At 72.6% G+C, this 18,222-nt stretch carries 11 protein-coding genes; 4 read left to right on the top strand and 7 right to left on the bottom strand.

Annotated elements, in window-relative coordinates; genetic code table 11:
• Positions 1–8: 8 nt before the first annotated feature.
• A complete protein-coding gene (locus AB0N14_RS25445) occupies positions 9–1,145 on the bottom strand; it encodes a DUF2786 domain-containing protein (RefSeq protein WP_366028009.1) in 1,137 nt (378 codons plus the stop codon).
• An 83-nt stretch (positions 1,146–1,228) separates the two neighbouring features.
• Here AB0N14_RS25445 and AB0N14_RS25440 point away from each other — a divergent pair, with 83 nt between their 5' ends.
• Together AB0N14_RS25440 and AB0N14_RS25435 are read left to right on the top strand one after the other, a co-directional pair.
• On the top strand, positions 1,229–1,972 hold the full coding sequence (locus AB0N14_RS25440; RefSeq protein WP_366028008.1) for a Clp protease N-terminal domain-containing protein: 744 nt from the start codon (positions 1,229–1,231) through the stop codon (positions 1,970–1,972).
• Positions 1,973–2,028: 56 nt separating this feature from the next.
• Positions 2,029–3,765: a bifunctional 3'-5' exonuclease/DNA polymerase gene (locus AB0N14_RS25435; protein WP_366028007.1), complete on the top strand. Its 1,737-nt coding sequence runs from the start codon at positions 2,029–2,031 to the stop codon at positions 3,763–3,765.
• 44 nt (positions 3,766–3,809) lie between these two features.
• Here the strand turns inward: AB0N14_RS25435 and AB0N14_RS25430 are convergent, their stop codons facing one another.
• The gene (locus tag AB0N14_RS25430) at positions 3,810–6,812 is read right to left on the bottom strand and encodes a BTAD domain-containing putative transcriptional regulator (protein ID WP_366028006.1); all 3,003 of its coding nucleotides are present in this window, start codon (positions 6,810–6,812) and stop codon (positions 3,810–3,812) included.
• A 528-nt stretch (positions 6,813–7,340) separates the two neighbouring features.
• On the bottom strand, positions 7,341–8,258 hold the full coding sequence (locus tag AB0N14_RS25425; protein WP_366028005.1) for a glycosyltransferase: 918 nt from the start codon (positions 8,256–8,258) through the stop codon (positions 7,341–7,343).
• A 283-nt stretch (positions 8,259–8,541) separates the two neighbouring features.
• On the opposite strand from AB0N14_RS25425, the gene AB0N14_RS25420 reads away from it, so the two are divergent.
• Positions 8,542–9,378 (top strand): RNA methyltransferase, encoded by an 837-nt coding sequence (locus tag AB0N14_RS25420; RefSeq protein WP_366028004.1) that lies wholly within the window; start codon positions 8,542–8,544, stop codon positions 9,376–9,378.
• Positions 9,379–9,681: 303 nt separating this feature from the next.
• Positions 9,682–11,523: a trypsin-like serine protease gene (locus tag AB0N14_RS25415; protein ID WP_366028003.1), complete on the top strand. Its 1,842-nt coding sequence runs from the start codon at positions 9,682–9,684 to the stop codon at positions 11,521–11,523.
• Between the two features lie 1,133 nt (positions 11,524–12,656).
• Here the strand turns inward: AB0N14_RS25415 and AB0N14_RS25410 are convergent.
• The 4 genes from AB0N14_RS25410 to AB0N14_RS25395 form a co-directional block, all read right to left on the bottom strand.
• A complete protein-coding gene (locus AB0N14_RS25410) occupies positions 12,657–13,718 on the bottom strand; it encodes a hypothetical protein (RefSeq protein ID WP_366028002.1) in 1,062 nt (353 codons plus the stop codon).
• Positions 13,719–13,892: 174 nt separating this feature from the next.
• Positions 13,893–14,192: a hypothetical protein gene (locus AB0N14_RS25405; RefSeq protein ID WP_366028001.1), complete on the bottom strand. Its 300-nt coding sequence runs from the start codon at positions 14,190–14,192 to the stop codon at positions 13,893–13,895.
• A 38-nt stretch (positions 14,193–14,230) separates the two neighbouring features.
• A complete protein-coding gene (locus AB0N14_RS25400; protein WP_366028000.1) occupies positions 14,231–16,327 on the bottom strand; it encodes a hypothetical protein in 2,097 nt (698 codons plus the stop codon).
• On the bottom strand, positions 16,324–18,069 hold the full coding sequence (locus tag AB0N14_RS25395) for a DEAD/DEAH box helicase (RefSeq protein WP_366027999.1): 1,746 nt from the start codon (positions 18,067–18,069) through the stop codon (positions 16,324–16,326). Before AB0N14_RS25395 ends, AB0N14_RS25400 begins: the two co-directional genes overlap by 4 nt.
• Between the last annotated feature and the right edge of the window lie 153 nt (positions 18,070–18,222).

Here is an 18,222-nt window from a genome sequence, read left to right as displayed (position 1 = left end):
GCGACCGTTCAGGGGAGCCGGGGCCGCCCCGTGACCTGGGCACGGTCGGCGGCCGCGGACCCCTGCTCCCATCCGGCCGCGTCGCTGACGCCGCGCAGCCGGGTGGTGACCGTGTCGGGGAACATCTCTTCCAGGCGGTCCGCGACGGCGACGTCCCGGGCGGCGAGCACCGGCAGCAACTCGCCCTCGCCGCCGGTCACCTGTCCCTCGGCCCCCTCTGCGGCGGCGCGGAGCCGGTCGCCGATGCGGTGCGCGTACGCGGCCAGGAACGACTGCCGGAACGTCTTCGTGCGCCTCCGGCCGCCCTTGCGCTGTGCCGCCTCCGCCTTCGTCATGGCGGTGGTGGCCTGCACCAGCAGCGAGGTGTAGAGGAGTTCGACGGCTTCCAGGTCGGGTTCGAACCCGACGACCGTGGAGAAGCCGAGCGCGTCGTGCCACACGGCCCGGCAGCGGTTCGCGGCGGCCACGGCGTCCAGGAGCACCGCCTTGGCCGTCTCGTACGGCGGATCGACGCCTATGCGGCAGGCGCCGGGCACGTCCCCGGTGTGCGTACGGGCCGCGAGCAGCGCCTCGTCGATGCTGTGGCGCGCCATGAGCTCCTGCGCCTTGGCGCTGAGCGCCTCGGCCTCCTCCGGGTATCCGGTCGCCTCCGCCTTGGCGAGCAGGGCGCGGATGCGGGTGAGCATGCGGGACTCCGGCTGCCGCGGGGCGGCGGAGGGCCGGGGCTCGTCGAGTGGTTCGAGGGCGGGCAGGCGGAGCAGCAGGCGGTACAGCTCCAGGACCGCGGTGGCGTGGGAGAAACGGTCGGGGCCACGCTGAGGCTCGCCGTCGGGTTCGCCGAGTTCCTTCAACTGGGCGGCCCAGCGCGGCGTGGGGCCGGGCCGCTGTCCCGCCTCGCCGAGGATCAGCTGCGCCACGAGCCGTACGTGCGCCTCGTCCAGTTCGCGGCGCACGAGGCGGACGACGTCGGCGGGCTGCCAGCCGCGCCGCCAGGCCGCCGCGACGAACTCCTGCCCGCGTCGCGCGAGTTCCCCGTCGGCCGCGGGGTCGGCGGCGAGCAGCGAGGCACCGGTGTCGAGGGTGGCGTCGGTGTCGTCGTAGAGGGCTGCCCGCAGGGCGCGGTCCACGGTGGTCGTCGTACTCACACGGTCGATCGTGACATGCGCAGGCGCTTGCCAATTGTCAACTTCCGGTTGACGCCCTAAGCGTGTCAACTTACGGTTGACACATGACGGTGAATCCCTACATCTCAGCGAACCTGCGGCTCGACGACCTCATCGATGCCATCAAGAAGGTCCACAGCGACGCCCTCGAGCAGCTCCAGGACGCCGTGATCGCCGGGGAGCACCTCGGCGACGTGGCCGACCACCTGATCGGCCACTTCGTGGACCAGGCCCGGCGTTCGGGCGCCTCCTGGACCGAGATCGGCAAGAGCATGGGCGTCACCCGGCAGGCGGCCCAGAAGCGCTTCGTGCCCAAGGAGTCCGCGGACCTCGACCCCAGCCAGGGCTTCAGCCGCTACACACCGCGCGCGCGGAACGTGGTCATGGCCGCGCACAACGCGGCGAAGGAAGCCGGCAACGCCGAAACCGTCGCCGCCCACCTGGTGCTGGGGCTCCTCAGCGAGCCGGAGGCGCTCGCCGCCAAGGCGATCACCGCGCAGGGCGTCTCCCTGGACGCGGTGCGCGAGGCGGCCGCCGCGGCGCTGCCGGCCCCCGCCGAGGACGTCCCGGAACTCGTCCCGTACGCGCCGGCCGCCAAGAAGGCCCTGGAGCTGACGTTCCGCGAGGCCCTTCGTCTCGGCCACAACCACATCGGCACCGAGCACATCCTCCTCGCGCTCCTCGAGCTGGAGAACGGCGAGGGTCCGCTCAGCGGTCTCGGCATCGACAAGGCGACGGCCGAGGAGAACGTCAGGAAGGAGCTGACCGAGATCACCGACGCCCTCAAGGCCCGTGAGAAGAAGGACTGAGAGCGCCTTTCCGCAGGTCAGCCCCCGTTGTCAGACCCCCCTGCCAGACTCGCATCATGACCGGGCGCTGGGCTCTCGCTCCGGCCGGGGACGGTGGCGTGGAGGTCGCCGCCCTCGGCCCGGACGGGCTGCTCGCCGGGCCCGTGGTCAGGGAGGAGGACCTCGCCGGGGCCGTGCGCACGCGGCCCGGGGTCACCCGGTGGGTGTGGCGGTCCACCGCCGACGTCCAGCCACGTCTGCTCGCCACGGGGGTGCGAGTCGACCGGTGCTACGACGTCGAGGCCGCCGAGGCCCTCCTCCTCGGCCACGAGGGACGCCTCGGCGACCCCCGGTCGGCCGCCGCCGCGCTGGCCCGGCTGCGCGGCGGCCCCGTACCGCCCGATCCGCCTCCGCGCTCCGCCGAGCCGGGCTCGCAGTCCTCCCTGTTCGAGCCGAGCCCCGCCCACGTCCCCCTGAAGGCCCTCGTCGAGGTCTACGCCGACCAGCAGCGGCGGCACGACACCACCACGCACCCGGACCGCATGCGGCTGCTCACCGCGGCCGAGTCGGCCGCCATGCTGGTGGCCGCCGAGATGCACCACGCGGGCCTGCCGTGGCGCGCGGACGTCCACCGCGAGGTGCTGCACGAACTGCTCGGCGAGCGGTACGCGGGCGGGGGCGAGCCCCGGCGCCTCGCCGAACTGGCCGAGGAGGTGTCCGCCGCCTTCGGCCGCCGTGTCCGTCCCGACCTGCCCGCGGACGTCGTCAAGGCGTTCGCCCAGGCCGGGATCAAGGTGCGCTCCACCCGCCGCTGGGAGATCCAGTCCGTCGACCACCCCGCGGTGAAGCCGCTCCTCGAGTACAAGCGGCTGTACCGCATCTGGGTCGCCCACGGCTGGTCCTGGCTCCAGGACTGGGTGCGCGACGGCCGCTTCCGCCCCGAGTACCTGCCGGGCGGCACGGTCACCGGCCGCTGGGTCACCAACGGCGGCGGCGCCCTGCAGATCCCCAAGGTCATCCGGCGCGCCGTGGTCGCCGACCCCGGCTGGCGGCTGGTCGTGGCCGACGCCGCCCAGATGGAGCCGCGCGTCCTGGCCGCGATCTCCCGCGACCCGGCGTTCATGGAGGTCGCCGGCCGCGACGCCGACCTCTACCAGTCGGTGTCGGACCGGGCGTTCTCCGGCGACCGCGCCCAGGCCAAGCTCGCCGTGCTCGGCGCGATCTACGGACAGACGTCCGGTGACGGCCTGAAGAACCTCGCCGCGCTGCGCCGCCGCTTCCCGAAGGCCGTCGCCTACGTCGACGACGCGGCCCGCGCCGGCGAGGAGGGCCGGCTGGTACGCACCTGGCTGGGGCGTACGTCGCCGCCGGCGGCCGGGGCGTCCGACGACGCTGCGGAGGAAGCGGGCATTCCGCAGGAGGACACGGCACCGGCCCCTACCGACGAACCCCAGCAGTGGATGCCGGGGTACGCCTCCACCATCCCCCAAGCTCTCGACTCCGCTCGAGCAGGGAGGTACCCCCACCGCGCCCGGGGCCGCTTCGCACGCAACTTCGTGGTGCAGGGCAGCGCCGCCGACTGGGCGCTGCTGATGCTCGCCGCGCTCCGCCGCGCCTGCGCGGGCCTCGCCGCCGAACTGGTCTTCTTCCAGCACGACGAGGTGATCGTGCACTGCCCGGCGAAGGAGGCGGAGACGGTGGCCGCGGCCATCCAGGAGGCGTCGGACCTGGCAATGCGGCTGGCGTTCGGCGAGACACCGGTACGGATCCCGTTCACGACGGCGGTGGTGGAGTGCTACGCGGACGCCAAGTGAGGGCGGCGCGAACCGCGGCGCCGCGTGGCGGCGCCCGTCCGGTCTCACCCCCGCGCCAGCAGTTCCCTCAGCTCCGCCGCCACCGGACTGTCCGTGCCCTCCAGGGCCGAAAGGGCCGCCTCCCACTGCCGGCGGGCCTCCTCGGCGTCACCCTCGGCCCGGCGCAGCAGGCCCCGCTGGTGGCGGGCCAGCCCTTCGGGGTAGCGGTCGCCGCGCCGGGCGGCGAGGCACAGCAGCACATCGCACTCGTGCGCGGCCCGCCCGGCGTCCCCCCGTTCCCGCAGCGCCCGCACCAGGCCCAGCCGGGTCTGGGACTCGCCCTGCCAGTGGCCGTGCCCGCCGAGGATGCGCAGGCTCTCCTCGAAGTGGGGTACCGCGGCGTCCGGTTCGCCGAGCGCGAGATGGGCGAAGCCCATGTTGCAGTGCGCGGAGTGACGGACGATCACATGGCCGATCCGCTCGCCGATCTCCAGGCTGCGGCGGTGGTGGCCGATGGCGCCCCGCGGGTCCGTGTGCTCGTACAGGTTGCCGAGGTTGCTGTAGGTGATGGCCTCCTGCATCGGGTCGTTGAGCACACGCGTGTACTCCAGGCACTGCCTGAGCGCCTCACCGGACTCCTCGTACCTCCCGAGGACGCCCAGCAGCAGCCCCCGGTTGTTCAGGCCACGGCACAGGCAGGAGAGATCGCCGAGCCGCCGCCAGATCTCCAGCGCCTCGTCCAGCAGGGCGAGCGCGTCATTGCCCCGGCCCTTCAGGAACTGCACCCCGGCCATGTCCAGCAGCGCGTACGCCTCCGCCGGCGCGTCCGCGAGGCCCCGCGCCCCGCGCAGGGCGGCCCGCACGAGCGCCTCCGACTCGGCGACGCGGCCGCGGCGCTGCAGCGGGGAGGCGATCATGCGGACGAGCAGGGGCACATGGGCGGAGGTGTCCGCGTGACGCTCCACGAGCGCGACCATGTTCTCCAGTTCGAGGACGATCCAGTCGGCGGCGGCCTCGGCGGAGCCGAAGGCGGGCACGGACGCCACGTCCGTGGTGTGCGTCCGGGGCTGTGAGGGGGTCGCCCGGAGCCGGTCCGTGCGCTCGGTGCCCGGCTCGACCAGCGCATCGAGGGCGCGCGTGGCCATCGCGGCGTACCAGCGCAGGGCGACCTCGGCGCCGGAGCGCTCCGGCTCGACGCCCTGTTCGCTCGCCACGGTCTCATGCGCGAAGTCCCGGACGAGGTCGTGTGGCGCGTACCGGCCGTAGGCGGTCTCCTCCAGCAGGGCGACGTCGACCAGGCGGTCGAGGGCGGCCTCGGCGCGGCGTTCGTCCGCGCCGAGGAGGTGGGCGAGGAGGGACGCGCCGTAGCCGGGCAGGTCGAGGGCGCCGATCCGGGCGAGGGCGCGTGCCGCGTCCCGGTCGGCCTCGCGGTCGGAGGCGCGCAGCGCTTCGTGTGCCACGGCGAGCGACCGGCGCACGCTCAGGTCGTCGTACTCCAGATGGTGCAGCCGCCCCTCGGTGGCGGCGAGTTGACCGGCCAGCATGTCAGGGGTGAGCGCGCCGCGGGCGGCGAGCCGCGCCGCCACGATGCGCAGGGCGAGCGGGAGCCGCCCGGCGAGTTCGACGAGCGGGTGCCCGGCGTGCAGCCCGTCCCGTCCGGAGACCGCGCGCAACAGGGCAGCGCTGTCCTCGTCGCTGAGCGGCGCGAGCGGGACCCGGTGCGCGCCGTCGAGCGCGGTGAGCGGGGAGCGGCTGGTCACGATCACCGCGCAGCCCGGGCCGCCGGGCAGCAGCGGACGCACCTGGGCGGCGTGCGCCGCGTCGTCCAGCACCATCAGGGTGCGGGTCGGGGCGAGCAGCGAGCGGAGCAACGAGGCGGCGGCGTCGGCGTGTTCCGGGATGCGGTGCGACTCGGCGCCGAGGTCGCGCAGCAGCGCGGCGAGCGCCTGCTCGGGGGTGAGCGGGGCCATACCGGGGGTGGCGCCGTGCAGATTGACGTAGAGCTGACCGTCGGGGAAACGTTCCCGCAGTCCATGCGCCACATGCAGGGCCAGCGCGCTCTTGCCGACCCCGGCCATACCGCTGACCACGGCGATGCCGGGTGCGTCGCGTTCGGCGGCGAGGAACCGCAGCAGATCCTCGCGGACGGCTTCGCGGCCGGTGAAGTGCGCCGGTGCAGACGGGAGTTGGGCGGGCCTGGGCGCTTTCGTACGGTCGGTGGCCGGGTGGTGGTCGGTGGCCGGGTGGTGGTCGGCGTACGCGTCCTCCGCCTGCGGACCGTCCGCTCCCGTCCCGTTGCCGCTCGCGGCCTGCCCCTCCCGGAGGATCTCCAGATGTGCCTCGCGCACCGCGGCGCCGGGCTCGACGCCGAGTTCCTCGATGAGACGGGCCCGCAGGTCGCGGTGGACGGCCAGGGCCTCCGCCGGGCGGCCGGTGCGGTGCAGGGCCAGCATCAGCAGCCGGTGGAACCCTTCCCGCAGCGGATGCTCGGCGACCAGCGCGGCCAGCTCCGGCACGAAGCTCCCGAACCGTGCCCCGCCGAGCTGGAGTTCCGCGTCGTACCGCCACTCCAGGACGAGCAGCCGCGCCTCCTGGAGCCGCTGCACCAGCGCATGCGCTCCGGTCTCGTGAGGCAGCCCGCTGAGCGGCGTGCCACGCCACAGCGCGAGCGCGTCGGACGCCTCGCGCAGCGCGCCCTCCCAGTCCCGGGCGGCGTGCGCGGCGCGGGCCGCGATCAGGTGCTCCTCGAAGACGCGCACGTCCAGCTCGCCCTCGTCGACGCGCAGCAGATAGCCGGGCGGCACGGCGCGCAGCCGCTCCGGGCCGTCGTCGCCGAGCAGGCGACGCAGCCGGGTGACGTGGTTCTGCAGGGACGCCTGTGCGGAGGCCGGCGGCGCGCCGCCCCACAGCGCGTCCTTCAGGGCCTCGACCGAGACGACCCGGCCGGGCTCCAGCAGCAGTGCGACCAGCAGTGCGCGGACCTTGCCACCGCCGATCGTGCGCACCTCGCCGTCGGCGCCGTACACGACGGGCGGACCCAGCAGTCCGAACCGCAGCCCGTCCCGCATCGCCGCCCCGTCGCCCTTCTTCCCCCTGGCTCTCGGCCTCGCGCGAGCAGGGGGGACCCGATGGCACGCTCGCCGCGCCTCGCCTCACCGTGCGGCACGACCGCCGCGCAACGCCTGCTCGCGCGGCCCGACCGCCGCGTCCCGCCGTCGGATCGCGTCGACGGACGGCGCGTTTCCGTCGGACCGGCCCACAACTCCTCGTGGAACGGGCCGGCTCCCGGCTTCCTCGCCAGCCGTTGGCCCCATGTTAGCGATCTGTTGGCGTGGCCTGATGTGATCCTTTCATCGGATCTGGCCCGACGGCGCGCGCGTTCACGCGTAGCTCGGGGGAGTGTCGCCGCCGTGGCCGGATCCGGGATCGCGAGGACCCGGTCGGTGGAGGTGAACGACCGGGTCCTTCGTCGTCTCCGCGAGCGCGGAGGCCGCCTCCATGGGGTGCGCCTGCCCACCACCGCGCGGGCTACTCCTCAGGCGTCCCGCAACCGGGCCTCACGGGTCATCCGGGGGTCCCGGATCGTCCCGGAACCCTCAGATGACCGGCGGCCGGCCGAGCCTGGTGAGCCGCCACACCGTGCGCCAGCGCATGGGCCGCCGTGCGCCGCCGGAGGTCCGCAGCCCCTCGATGAACCCGCCGAACCAGGCCTTCAGCCCGCCGACCGACCGGGTGCGCAGGAGGGTGACGGCGATCCACACCCCGAGGTGGACCGGGATGAGGGGAAGCGGCAGCCGCCGCCGTACGAGCCAGACGCGGTTGCGGGCCGTGACGCGGTAGTAGACGGCGTGCCGGGCGGGTGAGGTCTTCGGGTGCTGCAGCAGCAGTTCGGGCGCGTACAGGATGGTCCACCCGGCGTCGGCGGCCCGCCAGGCCAGGTCGGTCTCCTCGTGCGCGAAGAAGAACTCCGCGGGCCAGTCGCCGGTCTCGGCGAGCATGGCCATGGACAGCGCGTGCCCGCCGCCGAGGAAGCCGGTCACCTCCCCGCCGCGCATCGGGTCGGCGGCCCCCACCCGGGGCACGTGCCGCTGCTGGGTCTCACCGTGCTCGTCGGCGATGCGGAAACCGACGATGCCGAGCCGGGGGTCGGCGGCGTACAGGTCCCGAACGCGGCGCAGCACGTCGGCGTCCAAGAGCAGCCCGTCGTCGTCGAGTTCCACCACGACCTCGACGTCCCCGAACTCCCGCAGCCGGGCGAGGGCCACGTTGCGGCCGCCGGGGCAGCCGAGGTTCTCTTCGGTCTCGATGCAGGTGACCTCGCCGGGGAGGTCCAGGCGCTCGGCGAACTCGGGCAGCGGGCAGCCGTTGCCGATGATCACGATGCGGGAGGGGGCGAGGTCCTGCTTGGCGACGGACCTGAGGAGCGCGTCGACCCCGGCGGGCCGGTTGCCCATGGTCACGACGGCGACGGCGATCCTGGGCCCCTGCTCCTCCTGCGGCTGCGCCTGCGACACGACACCCACCCATCCCCACCGACGACTGACCACGCGATGCTAGCCGTTCACCAAGAGGACGCCCGGTGTCCGTCGGTTCTCCCCGCACCGGACGACTTTCCGGGGCGTACGGGGCGGGATGGGGCGCGCGGGCACGCGGCGCCCCTCCCCCCGGGCCCGCATGTACGCTGGCCGCAACCGTGCGGCAGCGCAGCGCACCACAGCAGCACGAGCGAGAACACGAGAAACACGAGAAAGGGGACGGAGGATCGGAGCCCGCCGCGGACCGTGACTCCCACCGCCCATGCCGTCCAACCCCCGGGCCGGGTCGCCCAAGGAGATCTCCAGCCCGAGCAACCCCCACGTCAAGGAACTCGCCGCCCTCCGCCGTCGGCGCAGCAGGCAGGCCGCCGGAGTGACCCTCGTGGAGGGGTACGAGGAACTGGACCTCGCGCTGCGGGCCGGTGTACGCCCCCGTGAGCTGTACTTCTGTCCCGCGCTGACCGGCGGGTCCGACCCGCGGAACGTGGTGGCCCGTGCGGCCGAGCGCGGCGCCGCCCTGTACAGCCTCAGCAGGCAGGCGTTCGACAAGGCGGCGTACCGCGAGGGCCCGGACGGCTGGCTCGCCGTCGTCCCGGACATCGAGACCGACCTCTCCCGCATCCAGGTCGACGACCGGTCCCTCTTCCTGATCTGCGAAAGCGTCGAGAAGCCCGGCAACCTGGGCTCGATGCTGCGCACCGCGGACGCGGCCGGAGTGACCGCGGTCATCTCCGCCAACCCGGTGACCGACTGGGGCAACCCCAACGTGATCCGGGCCAGCAAGGGCACGGTGTTCGCCGTCCCGATCGCCTCGGCCGACTCCGAACAGGTCATGCGCTGGCTGGCCGACCACGAGGTGAACGTCGTCGCCACGACCCCCGACACCGACGTCCTCATGGCGGACGTCGACATGACCGGGCCCACGGCGATCCTCGTCGGCAGCGAGAAGTACGGCCTGTCGGACCGGTGGCTGGGGGGCAGCCACACGAAGGCCAAGATCCCGATGTTCGGCCAGGTGGACTCGCTCAACGTCGGGGTGTCGGCGGCGCTGTTCACCTACGAGGCCGTACGGCAGCGGATGGCGTCGGGCCGACGCTGAGGCGGGGCGGCGAACGTCCCGCTGGTGAAGGGGAGTTGCGGCCAAGCCCCGCCCGTGGTCCCCGCCCTCTGGTGCACCCGTGCGCCCGCACCCCGGACACGGCGACGCGCTACCAGTGGCAACTCCACTTCGCCGCACGAGCGTTCGCGATCCGCTCACTCACAGCGGAGGCATCCGGTGACGCAGGCGAAAACTTTAAGCATCTGTGGCCTGTGAGACTGGTGAAGATCAGCGAGTCGAAAGTAGTATCAGCCGCTTGTCTTCAAGCATTTCTCCAGCATCTTCACTCATCAGGAGACCTGAGTGTCCTCTGCCCACAGAGGCGGGAATCACCGCCGCCGGGGCCGGATAGCCGTACGCGCCGCTGCCGCCACGCTGTTCCTCGGCGGCGCGGGTGCGTTCCTCATGGCGCCTGCCAACGCGGCGCCCCTGCCGACGGACATCGGCGTCCAGAGCCACGACAGCGTCGGCAAGTCGCAGCTCAAGGCCCGCGTGCACGACGCGCTCACCGCGCCGGCCGCCAATACCCCCGCCAGCCTGCGCCCCGCCGCGAGCGCGGGCACGGCGTCCGGCACCACCACCAGCCCGGAACCGCAGCCGTCGGCTTCCGGCACCGCCAGCCCGCAGATCATCGGCGGCACGACCACCAGCATCTCCACGGCCCCGTGGATGGTGCAGCTGTGGTACTACGACGACAAGGGCACCAGCGACACCAGTGACGACGTCGGCTTCTTCTGCGGTGGCACCGTCGTGTCTCCCACGAAGATCCTCACCGCCGCGCACTGCGTCTCGGGCTACGACTGGCAGAACAACGGCGCCATCATCTACGGCACCGACCAGTTGCCGACCACCGACTCGTCGACCAACACCACCGACTTCCACGGTGGAACGGTGTCGGGCGTCTGGCGGCAGTGGAACGATCCTTCGTTCCAGATCACCTCGAGCGGCACCGTCGTCAACGACGTCGCCGTGCTGACGCTTCCCGACCCGATCAGCGCCAAGCCGCTGCCCATCACCACCTCCGACGACACCGCGTCGTACAAGGCGGGCACCCAGGCGCAGATCTACGGCTGGGGGCGCACCAGCTCCACCAGCCAGGACATCTCGCAGACCCTGCGCAAGGCCACCGTGCCGGTGAACGGCGACTCGACCTGCTCGAGTTTCTACGGCAGTGACTTCGTCGCGGGTGCCATGACGTGCGTCGGCAATCCGGCCAGCGGCACCGACACCGACACCGTCGCCACCTGCAACGGCGACTCCGGCGGCCCGCTGGTCGTGAACGGACGCGTCGTCGGCGTCGTGTCGTGGGGCGTGCAGGACTGCGTGGCCAAGGGCTCGTACAGCGTCTTCACCAAGCTGAGCACGTACGTCGGGGCGACCGAACCGCGCATCGACGACACCGACCTGAGCGGTGACGGCCGCGCGGACATGTTCGCGATCGCCTCCAACGGCCAGGGCTACGAGTACGACTCGCGCGGCAAGTCCTTCGCGCCGCGGATCTCGCTCGGCGACTGGAGCGGGGTCAACCTGGTGCGCCAGGCCGACCTCGACCGCGACGGCTACGCCGACCTGCTGGTGCGCACCACCGACGGCACCCTGTACTGGCAGCACCTCAACCTGTCCACCGGCAACACCGACGTCACCAAGCTCGGGGCCGGCTGGAACAGCATGAAGGTCCTGCTCGTGCCCGGCGACCTCACCGGTGACGGCCTGCAGGACCTGCTGGCCATCGACTCCAGCGGCAACTTCTGGCGCTACCCGGGCACCGGCCACGGCAATTTCAGCTCGCGCGTCAAGATCGGCTCCGGCTGGGGCACGTACGGCAGCAACGTCTTCGGCAAGGGCGACTTCACCGGTGACGGCAAGCTCGACCTGCTGGCCCAGGACTCTTCCGGGAACCTGTGGCTGTACAAGGGCACCGGCAACGTGTCGACCCCGCTGGCGCCCCGCGTGAAGATCGGCTGGGGCTTCCACTACAACGCGTACGTGATGAACGGGGACATGACCGGCAACGGCCACTCCGACCTGATCGCCCGCGACAGCAGCAACAACCTGTGGCTGTACGAAGGCACCGGCGACGTCTCGCACCCGCTGGCCTCCCGCATCAAGGTCGGATTCGGCTACGGCGGCTACCGGCTGAGCTGACCGGTACCGGCGAGAGATCGATCCCGCACCCCGGACACCGGGTGAGAACGGGCCCGCGTGCGTCCTGAGAAGGGCTTACGCGGGCCCGTACCTCGTTGACGGGCCACTGCGGCCTTCGGGGGCGACACCGGCGGCGGGCGCCAGATCGGCAGTGCCTGAGCCACCAGCCGATGAAGGAAACAAAAGGGGCCAGGCCGGAGGTAAACGACCCGGCTCTCGAGAGCTGAAGGCGTATGCGGGTGCATGCTCGGCCAGCTCTATCCCAGTAGCCCTCACCCCGCTGGGGCCGCCCCACCATCGGCGTCCGAACGGACAGACCACCGTCTCCTGCACGCCCGGGGACGGCTGGAGCCGCTGAGGGGCACGTTTGTCATGGGCCTCGGCGTGTAGCTCTTGCTCATTGCTGCCCACACTGATCAGCAGACCCGACTGCACGATCCTCGACGAGCTGGGCGTGGACATGCCCACCATCATGGAGATTCTTCGGCACACACCATCAGTCGGACGCGGCGGTACGCGAAGGGAAGATCCCACGTGTCGAAGGACGCAGGCGACGTATGGGCGAGTTCTTCGTACCCGCACCGCCGGGGGCCCCATGAGGGCCCACTGAGACCCAGCAAGACCACCGACACCCGTGCGGCCCGCACCCAGCGTCGTCGTCGCGTGCGCTGAATGACGAAACCCCAGGTCGGAACCGATTCGACCTGGGGTTTTCAGATGAGCCGCCTGCGGGATTCGAACCCGAGACCTACGCATTACGAGACCACGAGCGATCATGTCGCCGGATACTGCGTGATGCCGCCGAGTGATGTCGTGCCTGATCAGAGTTACTCGCGGCAGGTTGCCCCCTGCTACCTCATGCTGCCCCGTCCAAAGGCGTCCGGCCACCGAGCGGCCACCAGATCGGGCACCAGTATGCCCTGCACGAGTGCTGTCCGCCGGTCGCTGTGGTGTCCGTCAGCGGCGTCGGCGACGCCTCGATCCGCAACCAGGCACGGGAGCTGCGGGGCGCCACCCGCCCGCGGGGGAGGCGAGGCCGCCCCCTGAGCTGACCACAGGACCACCGTCGCCCCGATCATCGTGACCGCCCTGAACTCGCTCCAGCAACACATGCCTGTGGACTCGGAGTCCGTTCAGCGGGAGAACCGCCCTGCCGCCCCCTGTACTCGAGCCGGCAGCGCTGCCCCGATCTCGGCCGCGAACTTCAGCAGCTCCTGATGCCCAGGAAGCTCACTCAGAGCCTCGCCGACCAGGGCACGGGCCCGGTCCGTCTCGCCGTCCCGCCAGGCCAGCCTGGCCTGGAACAGCAGCGACTCGGCACCGGCGAAGGCGGGGTGCGCAGCCAGCCGGGCGAGACGGTCCGCCGCGTCGTAGTCCGCGAGCCGCTCCAGCAGCATCCCGTGCCACTCGGCCAGATCCCCGGCGCGGCCCTTGCGTTCGTAGGCTGAGGAGTCATAGCCGTAGACCCGCTTCGCCCGGACCGACTGCGTCTGTGCGAGCCCGTCGAGGGCCTGCAGGTACTCGTCAGCGCAGGCCACCCAGGCGTCAGGGTCGGGCAGCAGGCGCGCGAGTACCGAGGCGAGCGACGTCTCACGCTCGCTCACCGCGCCGAACCCGGTCCGCGTCCAGCCGAAACGGGACTCCCAGCGGGCCAGCTGCGGCATCGCGCGCTCGGCCAGCACAGCCGCCCCGTACCGGGTCAGCATCCTGTCCCACAGCGCGGCGACGGCGTCGGAGACGACGAACCGCGCCACCTCCATCGGATCCTCGGAACGAAAGCAGTCGTAGCCCTTCACATAACAAGCCAGGTCGACCAGCGCCTCCACCGCCTCCTCGGCCGGGCGGGAGTCCTGCGCCGCCAGGGCCGCCTGCGCCCCGTCGGCCAGGCGGCGGAACGTGAACCGCCAACGGGTCCGCTCCTTGGGCGAGACCCGGTCCCCCGCGAGATACGAGCCGGCCCGCGCCAACGCGACGAACTCGCGCACCTCGTTGCGCACCCGCACCGGATCGGGGACCTCCTCCCGAGGCCGCACACGCTGGCCAGGCGGAGCCGGGACGATCTCCGCCTCGATCCGCTCCCGCACCGGCGCGGCACCCCGCCAGTACAGGTTCCACAACGCCTTCCTCAGACGCTCCTCATCCAGCCCAGCCAGCTTGGCGAAGAACTCCTCGCGGTTCATCCGGTTCATCGACACGGCGGCCGAGCGTAGTCCACACCCGCGGACGCCCCGGACCGGCAGCCGTCCGACCGGAGCTTCTCAGCCCGCACGCCGAAGCCGGAGCGGCCTCGACCGGGCCAGGAGCCCAGCAAGCAAGCCGAGCCGGGAACGGTGCTGACTGTTGTTGCCGAAACCGCCGCTGCCGTAGTGTCACAGGCCGTGCTGATCTGGGATCCTCATGAGGTTGCGCTTACGCTTCCGGTCGGCACGCTGCACGGTGCGGTATGCCTCGAACTCGGCGGTGATGCCCAGCCGTTGGTGGCAGGCACGTGCGCTGAGCAGCAGCTGGGCGATCTGCTGGTGGTCGGCGCCGCCGGTGACAGCCCTGAGGGGCTCGATGGCGCGCCGACAGACCCCGAGCGCGTCCGCCGGGCAGTCGACGTCGAGGCTGTCGGCAAGCGCATCTTCTCGAAGACCTTCAGGCCCTTGAGACGGAGCTTGCCCATCCACTCCGGCTTTCGTCAGTGCGTTCCGGGCGCGGTGCGCGACTACCAGGGCTGGTCCTGGGACAGTTTCAGCAGGCGCTGCAGGTGCGTGCCGGCCTTGCGCAGGTCGGCCTCGGGGACCTGCCACAGCAGTGCCGCGTCGCCGTAACCGCCCCCGCCGACGCCGCTCCAGTAGCAGGCGGACCGCTCGGCGGCGGCAGCGAGGACCGCAGCCGGGTAACGCCCGCGCAATGCCCGCGGGTCGGCCAGCCGCCACCAGGAGGCCAGGGCCCGTGCGGCCAGGTGCGCCCCGTGTCGGGCAGGGGTGCGCTGCCACAGCAGGTGGGCGACCGGGTCCAGCTCGGCACCGGTACGCGGGAGGCGGGTGGCCGGCTCAGTACCACCTGGGCGGTAGCGCGCCATCATGGTGCTGGCGTTCATCGCATAGGGGGTCTGGTGGGGCAGGACCTCGGCGATCAGCCGGTCGGGTCCGAGGGACCACCGCAGCAGGTAGTCATGGCGTCCCCGGTCGGTGCGGACCTCGCCTCCGGCACTGTCCCAGCCGCGTCGCCCCTCGGCGGGGAAGACCACGACGGTGCAGGACTCCACCCGCTCCCGGGAGTCGACCCCGATCCCGTACAGCGGCCCGGCCGCGCCGTACAGCCGCAGCAGGGCGGCGACGGGCGAGTCGGTGGCGCACAGTCGCTCCAGCTTGCGGCGGTCGCCGCTTGCGGCGTGCTCCCAGAAGGTGAAGGCGCGCTTCTGCAGGGTCTGGGGATCGACAGATCGGCGCTGCGCCGGGGACGGGGCATGGCCAGCTGTGGCGGGGCGAGAAGAGGCGGCGCGCGCTGCGGACGCCTCGGCGATTCGCCCGGCCTTCGCTCCACCCCCGCTCCGCGGCGCAGCGCCGCCTGCGGCCTCGGCGTTTCGTGCGGCCGACGGCCCCACAGCAACGGTGGTGCCCGCACGCACCGGTGGCACCGCGCCTTCCGCGGATGCGGCAGCGTGCGCGGCGGTGCCGTCGCGGGGCGGCGGCACGGACTCCGGGGCTGGAACCGGGGTGGGGCGCTTGGGGGCCAGGCATCGGGCGCAGCCCAGGTGGGTCTTGGCCGCGACCAGCGGCGCACCGCTCTGGGCGCAGGCCGGGCAGCGCAGTGGGGCGAACTCTCCGGCGGGCAGCAACCAGTCCAGGTCCAGCGGGTAGCGCCGCTCGCCCCTGCGGACGTCCAGCGCGAGGCGCAGTACCGGGACTCTCAGCAGGTGCAGCCGGTAGGGAGTGAGCGTGTGGCGGGCACGGTATTTTTCGGCGATCTCGGCCAGGCGGCGGGCGCGCTCCTCGCGCGTGCTCTCGATACGGGCGCGCAGCAACGCCGCGCGGTCCTCGGGCGCGGTGGCGGCACGGCGCTCCAAGGAGTCCACGGCGGCGGCGTAGTACTCCTCGGCGCGGGCGCGCTCCTTGGCGTACGCGTCGCCGATCTGCCGGGCCAGCCCGTCACGGCGCAGTTCGGCGGCTGCCTCCAGCATCCGGTGGGCCTCGGCGAGGGCCGCCGCCAGGTCCGGCCGGCTGGTGGAGGCGTAGTGCACGGCGGCGAGCCCGGCCGGCGGCGCGGCCTGGGCACGGGGGTCGTGCCCGGTGCGGGCGAGGCGCTCGCTGACCCTCGCCGGCACCTGCAGGCGGCTGGGTACGTCGACGAACACCTCGACCTGCTCCTGGAAGTGGTCCTCCGCGGAGAGCTCGTAGCCCACCAGGGCGCCCACGCGCAGCACCGGCCGCAGGGCCCGCTCGGGCACGGCGTCGGCGCGCGGATCCAGGCGTCCGTGGTCGACCGGCAGATGCTCTCGGGCCTTGGACAGCAACGTGGCGGCATCGGGCGGCACGGAGCGCGGCGCGGCCAGGGTGAGGGTGCCGGTGTCGCCCGCGGCCAGAACGCTCTCGGCGGCCTTGGCGACCACCGGGTGCCCGGTCACCAGCAGCAAGGCGCCGTCTTCGCGGGCGACATCGGGGTCGGCGGTGACCGCGGTCTCCTCGGGCAGCTCCAGCTCGCTCGCCAGGGCAGCGGGAAGGAGTGCCAGGGCGTTGTCCCCGGCGTCCTCCCACAGCCCGCCGCGGTGCTCGACCCAGTCCAGCCAGAAGGCCAGCCCCGCCTCCTTGCGGATCACCGGCCCGCCTCCTGCTCGTCATCGCCGCCGACCAGTGCGTCGACCGCGCCGCGGCTGTCCAGGTAGTCCGTGCGGGCACTGACCAGCCGCTCGCCCAGCCGCTCCAGGCGTTCCTCGAACTCCGCGTCGTCCTCTGCGGTGGCGAAGGCGTCGAAGACGGAGGCCTCAAAGTCGAAGTCCTCGTCCACCCGGCCCAGGATCATGTCGAGCTCGCCGACGACCAGCTCAAACAGATTGATCTTGGATTCGAGGACGTGCAGGATCCGTTGCTCGATGGTGCCCCGGGCGACCAGATTGGTCAGCACCACGTCGTGTTCCTGCCCCACCCGGTGCAGTCGGCCCAGGCGCTGCTCGATCTGCATGGGGTTCCACGGCAGGTCCACGTTGGCCATCACATGGCAGAACTGCAGATTGCGGCCTTCTCCGGCGGACTCGGTGGACAGCAGCACCGGCGCCTGATCGCGGAAGGCCGCCACCGCCGCTTCCTTGTCCCGGCGCGAGAGGCTGCCGTGGTAGACCGCCGCCTGGACGCCCTCGCGCTCCAGCCGCGCGGCGAGCGCGTCCAGGGTCTGCCGGAAGGCGGTGAACACCAACACCTTCTCCCCCTGTCCGTTGTGTCGGCGCAGCCGCTCCAGCAGGAGATCGGCCTTGGTGGATCCCTCGATCTCCCGGGCCAGCGCCGCCAGGTCCGGCCAGCCCGCCTTGGCCAGGGTCGGTGCGGCAGCCTGCGGGCTCGACCCGGCCAGCCGGGTCAGCCCGCGCAGGGTCAGCAGCCGGGCCGAGGACGCGTCCCTGGCCTCCGCCCTGATCCGGGCCGCGATCCCCGCATACAGCTCCGCCTCCTCCGGCGAGGGCGCCACCAGCACCGTCTCGGCCAGCCGCTGCGGCAGCAGCACCTCGACCTCGCTGCGCCGGTGACGAACCATCACCTCACGGGTACGGGCCCGCAGCGCGTCCAGGTTGCGCGGCGCCGAAGGATCCGTCCCGGCTCCGGCGTGCCGCTGGCGGAACTGTGCAGGGGTACCCAGCAATCCGGGCGCGACCAGGCTCACGAGCTCGTACAGGTCCTGCAACCGGTTCTCCACCGGAGTCGCGGTGAGCAGCAGCAGATAGCGGGCACGCAAGGCCCGGGCGAGTTTCCCCGAGGCGCTGCGCGGATTGCGCAACCGGTGCGCCTCGTCCGCCACCACCACATCCCACTGCCCTGCGGTCAGCCGGGACTTGAGCGGCTCCCGGCGCGCGGCGGCGATCGAGGCGAGCACCACCGGCCGCTCCGCGTCCGCCTCCTCCCAGCCCTGGCCCCGGGCGATCACCGTCGGCAGGCCGAACTTGCGCTCCAGCTCCTCGCGCCACTGCTCCACCAACCCGGCCGGGGTGAGCACCAGCGTCCGATCCGCCAACCCACGCATCCGCAGCTCGGACAGGACCAGACCCGCCTCGATGGTCTTACCCAGCCCCACCTCGTCCGCAAGGATCGCCCGGCCGCGCATCCGCCGCAGCACCGTCTGAGCGGTCTGCATCTGGTACCCGAACGGCACGAAGGACAGCTGCGGAAGCGACAGGAAGGAGTCGAAACCGGGCCTGCGCCACACCTCCACCGCCGCATCCACCAGCACCGAAGTGACCGGATCCACCGGAGCCGCGCCCAGCTGGGCCAACAGCACCGCGAACGCGTCGGGCAGTCCTTCGGGCCGCGGAGCCGAGCCGTCAGCGATGGAGGGGCGAGTGGTGACGGTACTCAAGCGACCTCTCTCGGCGAGCAGCGGAACGGATAGCAACGGGCACGATCCGTCACCCGCGCGGCCCAGCCTACCGACGTCACCGCCAGGACCGTAACCGTGGATGGGCCCCGAACGAGGGATCACATCCAGGTCCCGTGAGATGAGCCGCAGCGC

The sequence above is a fragment of the Streptomyces sp. NPDC051104 genome (assembly GCF_040682835.1).
GTDB lineage: Bacteria > Actinomycetota > Actinomycetes > Streptomycetales > Streptomycetaceae > Streptomyces > Streptomyces cynarae.
Note: the sequence above shows the minus strand (reverse complement) of the source record. Positions and strands in the feature narration are given on the sequence as shown.

Excerpts from the sequence above, each read along its gene's own strand:
- AB0N14_RS25440 (WP_366028008.1), top strand. The coding sequence starts at position 1,229 with ATGACGGTGAATCCCTACATCTCAGCGAACCTGCGGCTCGACGACCTC.
- AB0N14_RS25420 (WP_366028004.1), top strand. The coding sequence starts at position 8,542 with ATGCCGTCCAACCCCCGGGCCGGGTCGCCCAAGGAGATCTCCAGCCCG.
- AB0N14_RS25435 (WP_366028007.1), top strand. The coding sequence starts at position 2,029 with ATGACCGGGCGCTGGGCTCTCGCTCCGGCCGGGGACGGTGGCGTGGAG.
- AB0N14_RS25430 (WP_366028006.1), bottom strand. The coding sequence starts at position 6,812 with ATGCGGGACGGGCTGCGGTTCGGACTGCTGGGTCCGCCCGTCGTGTAC.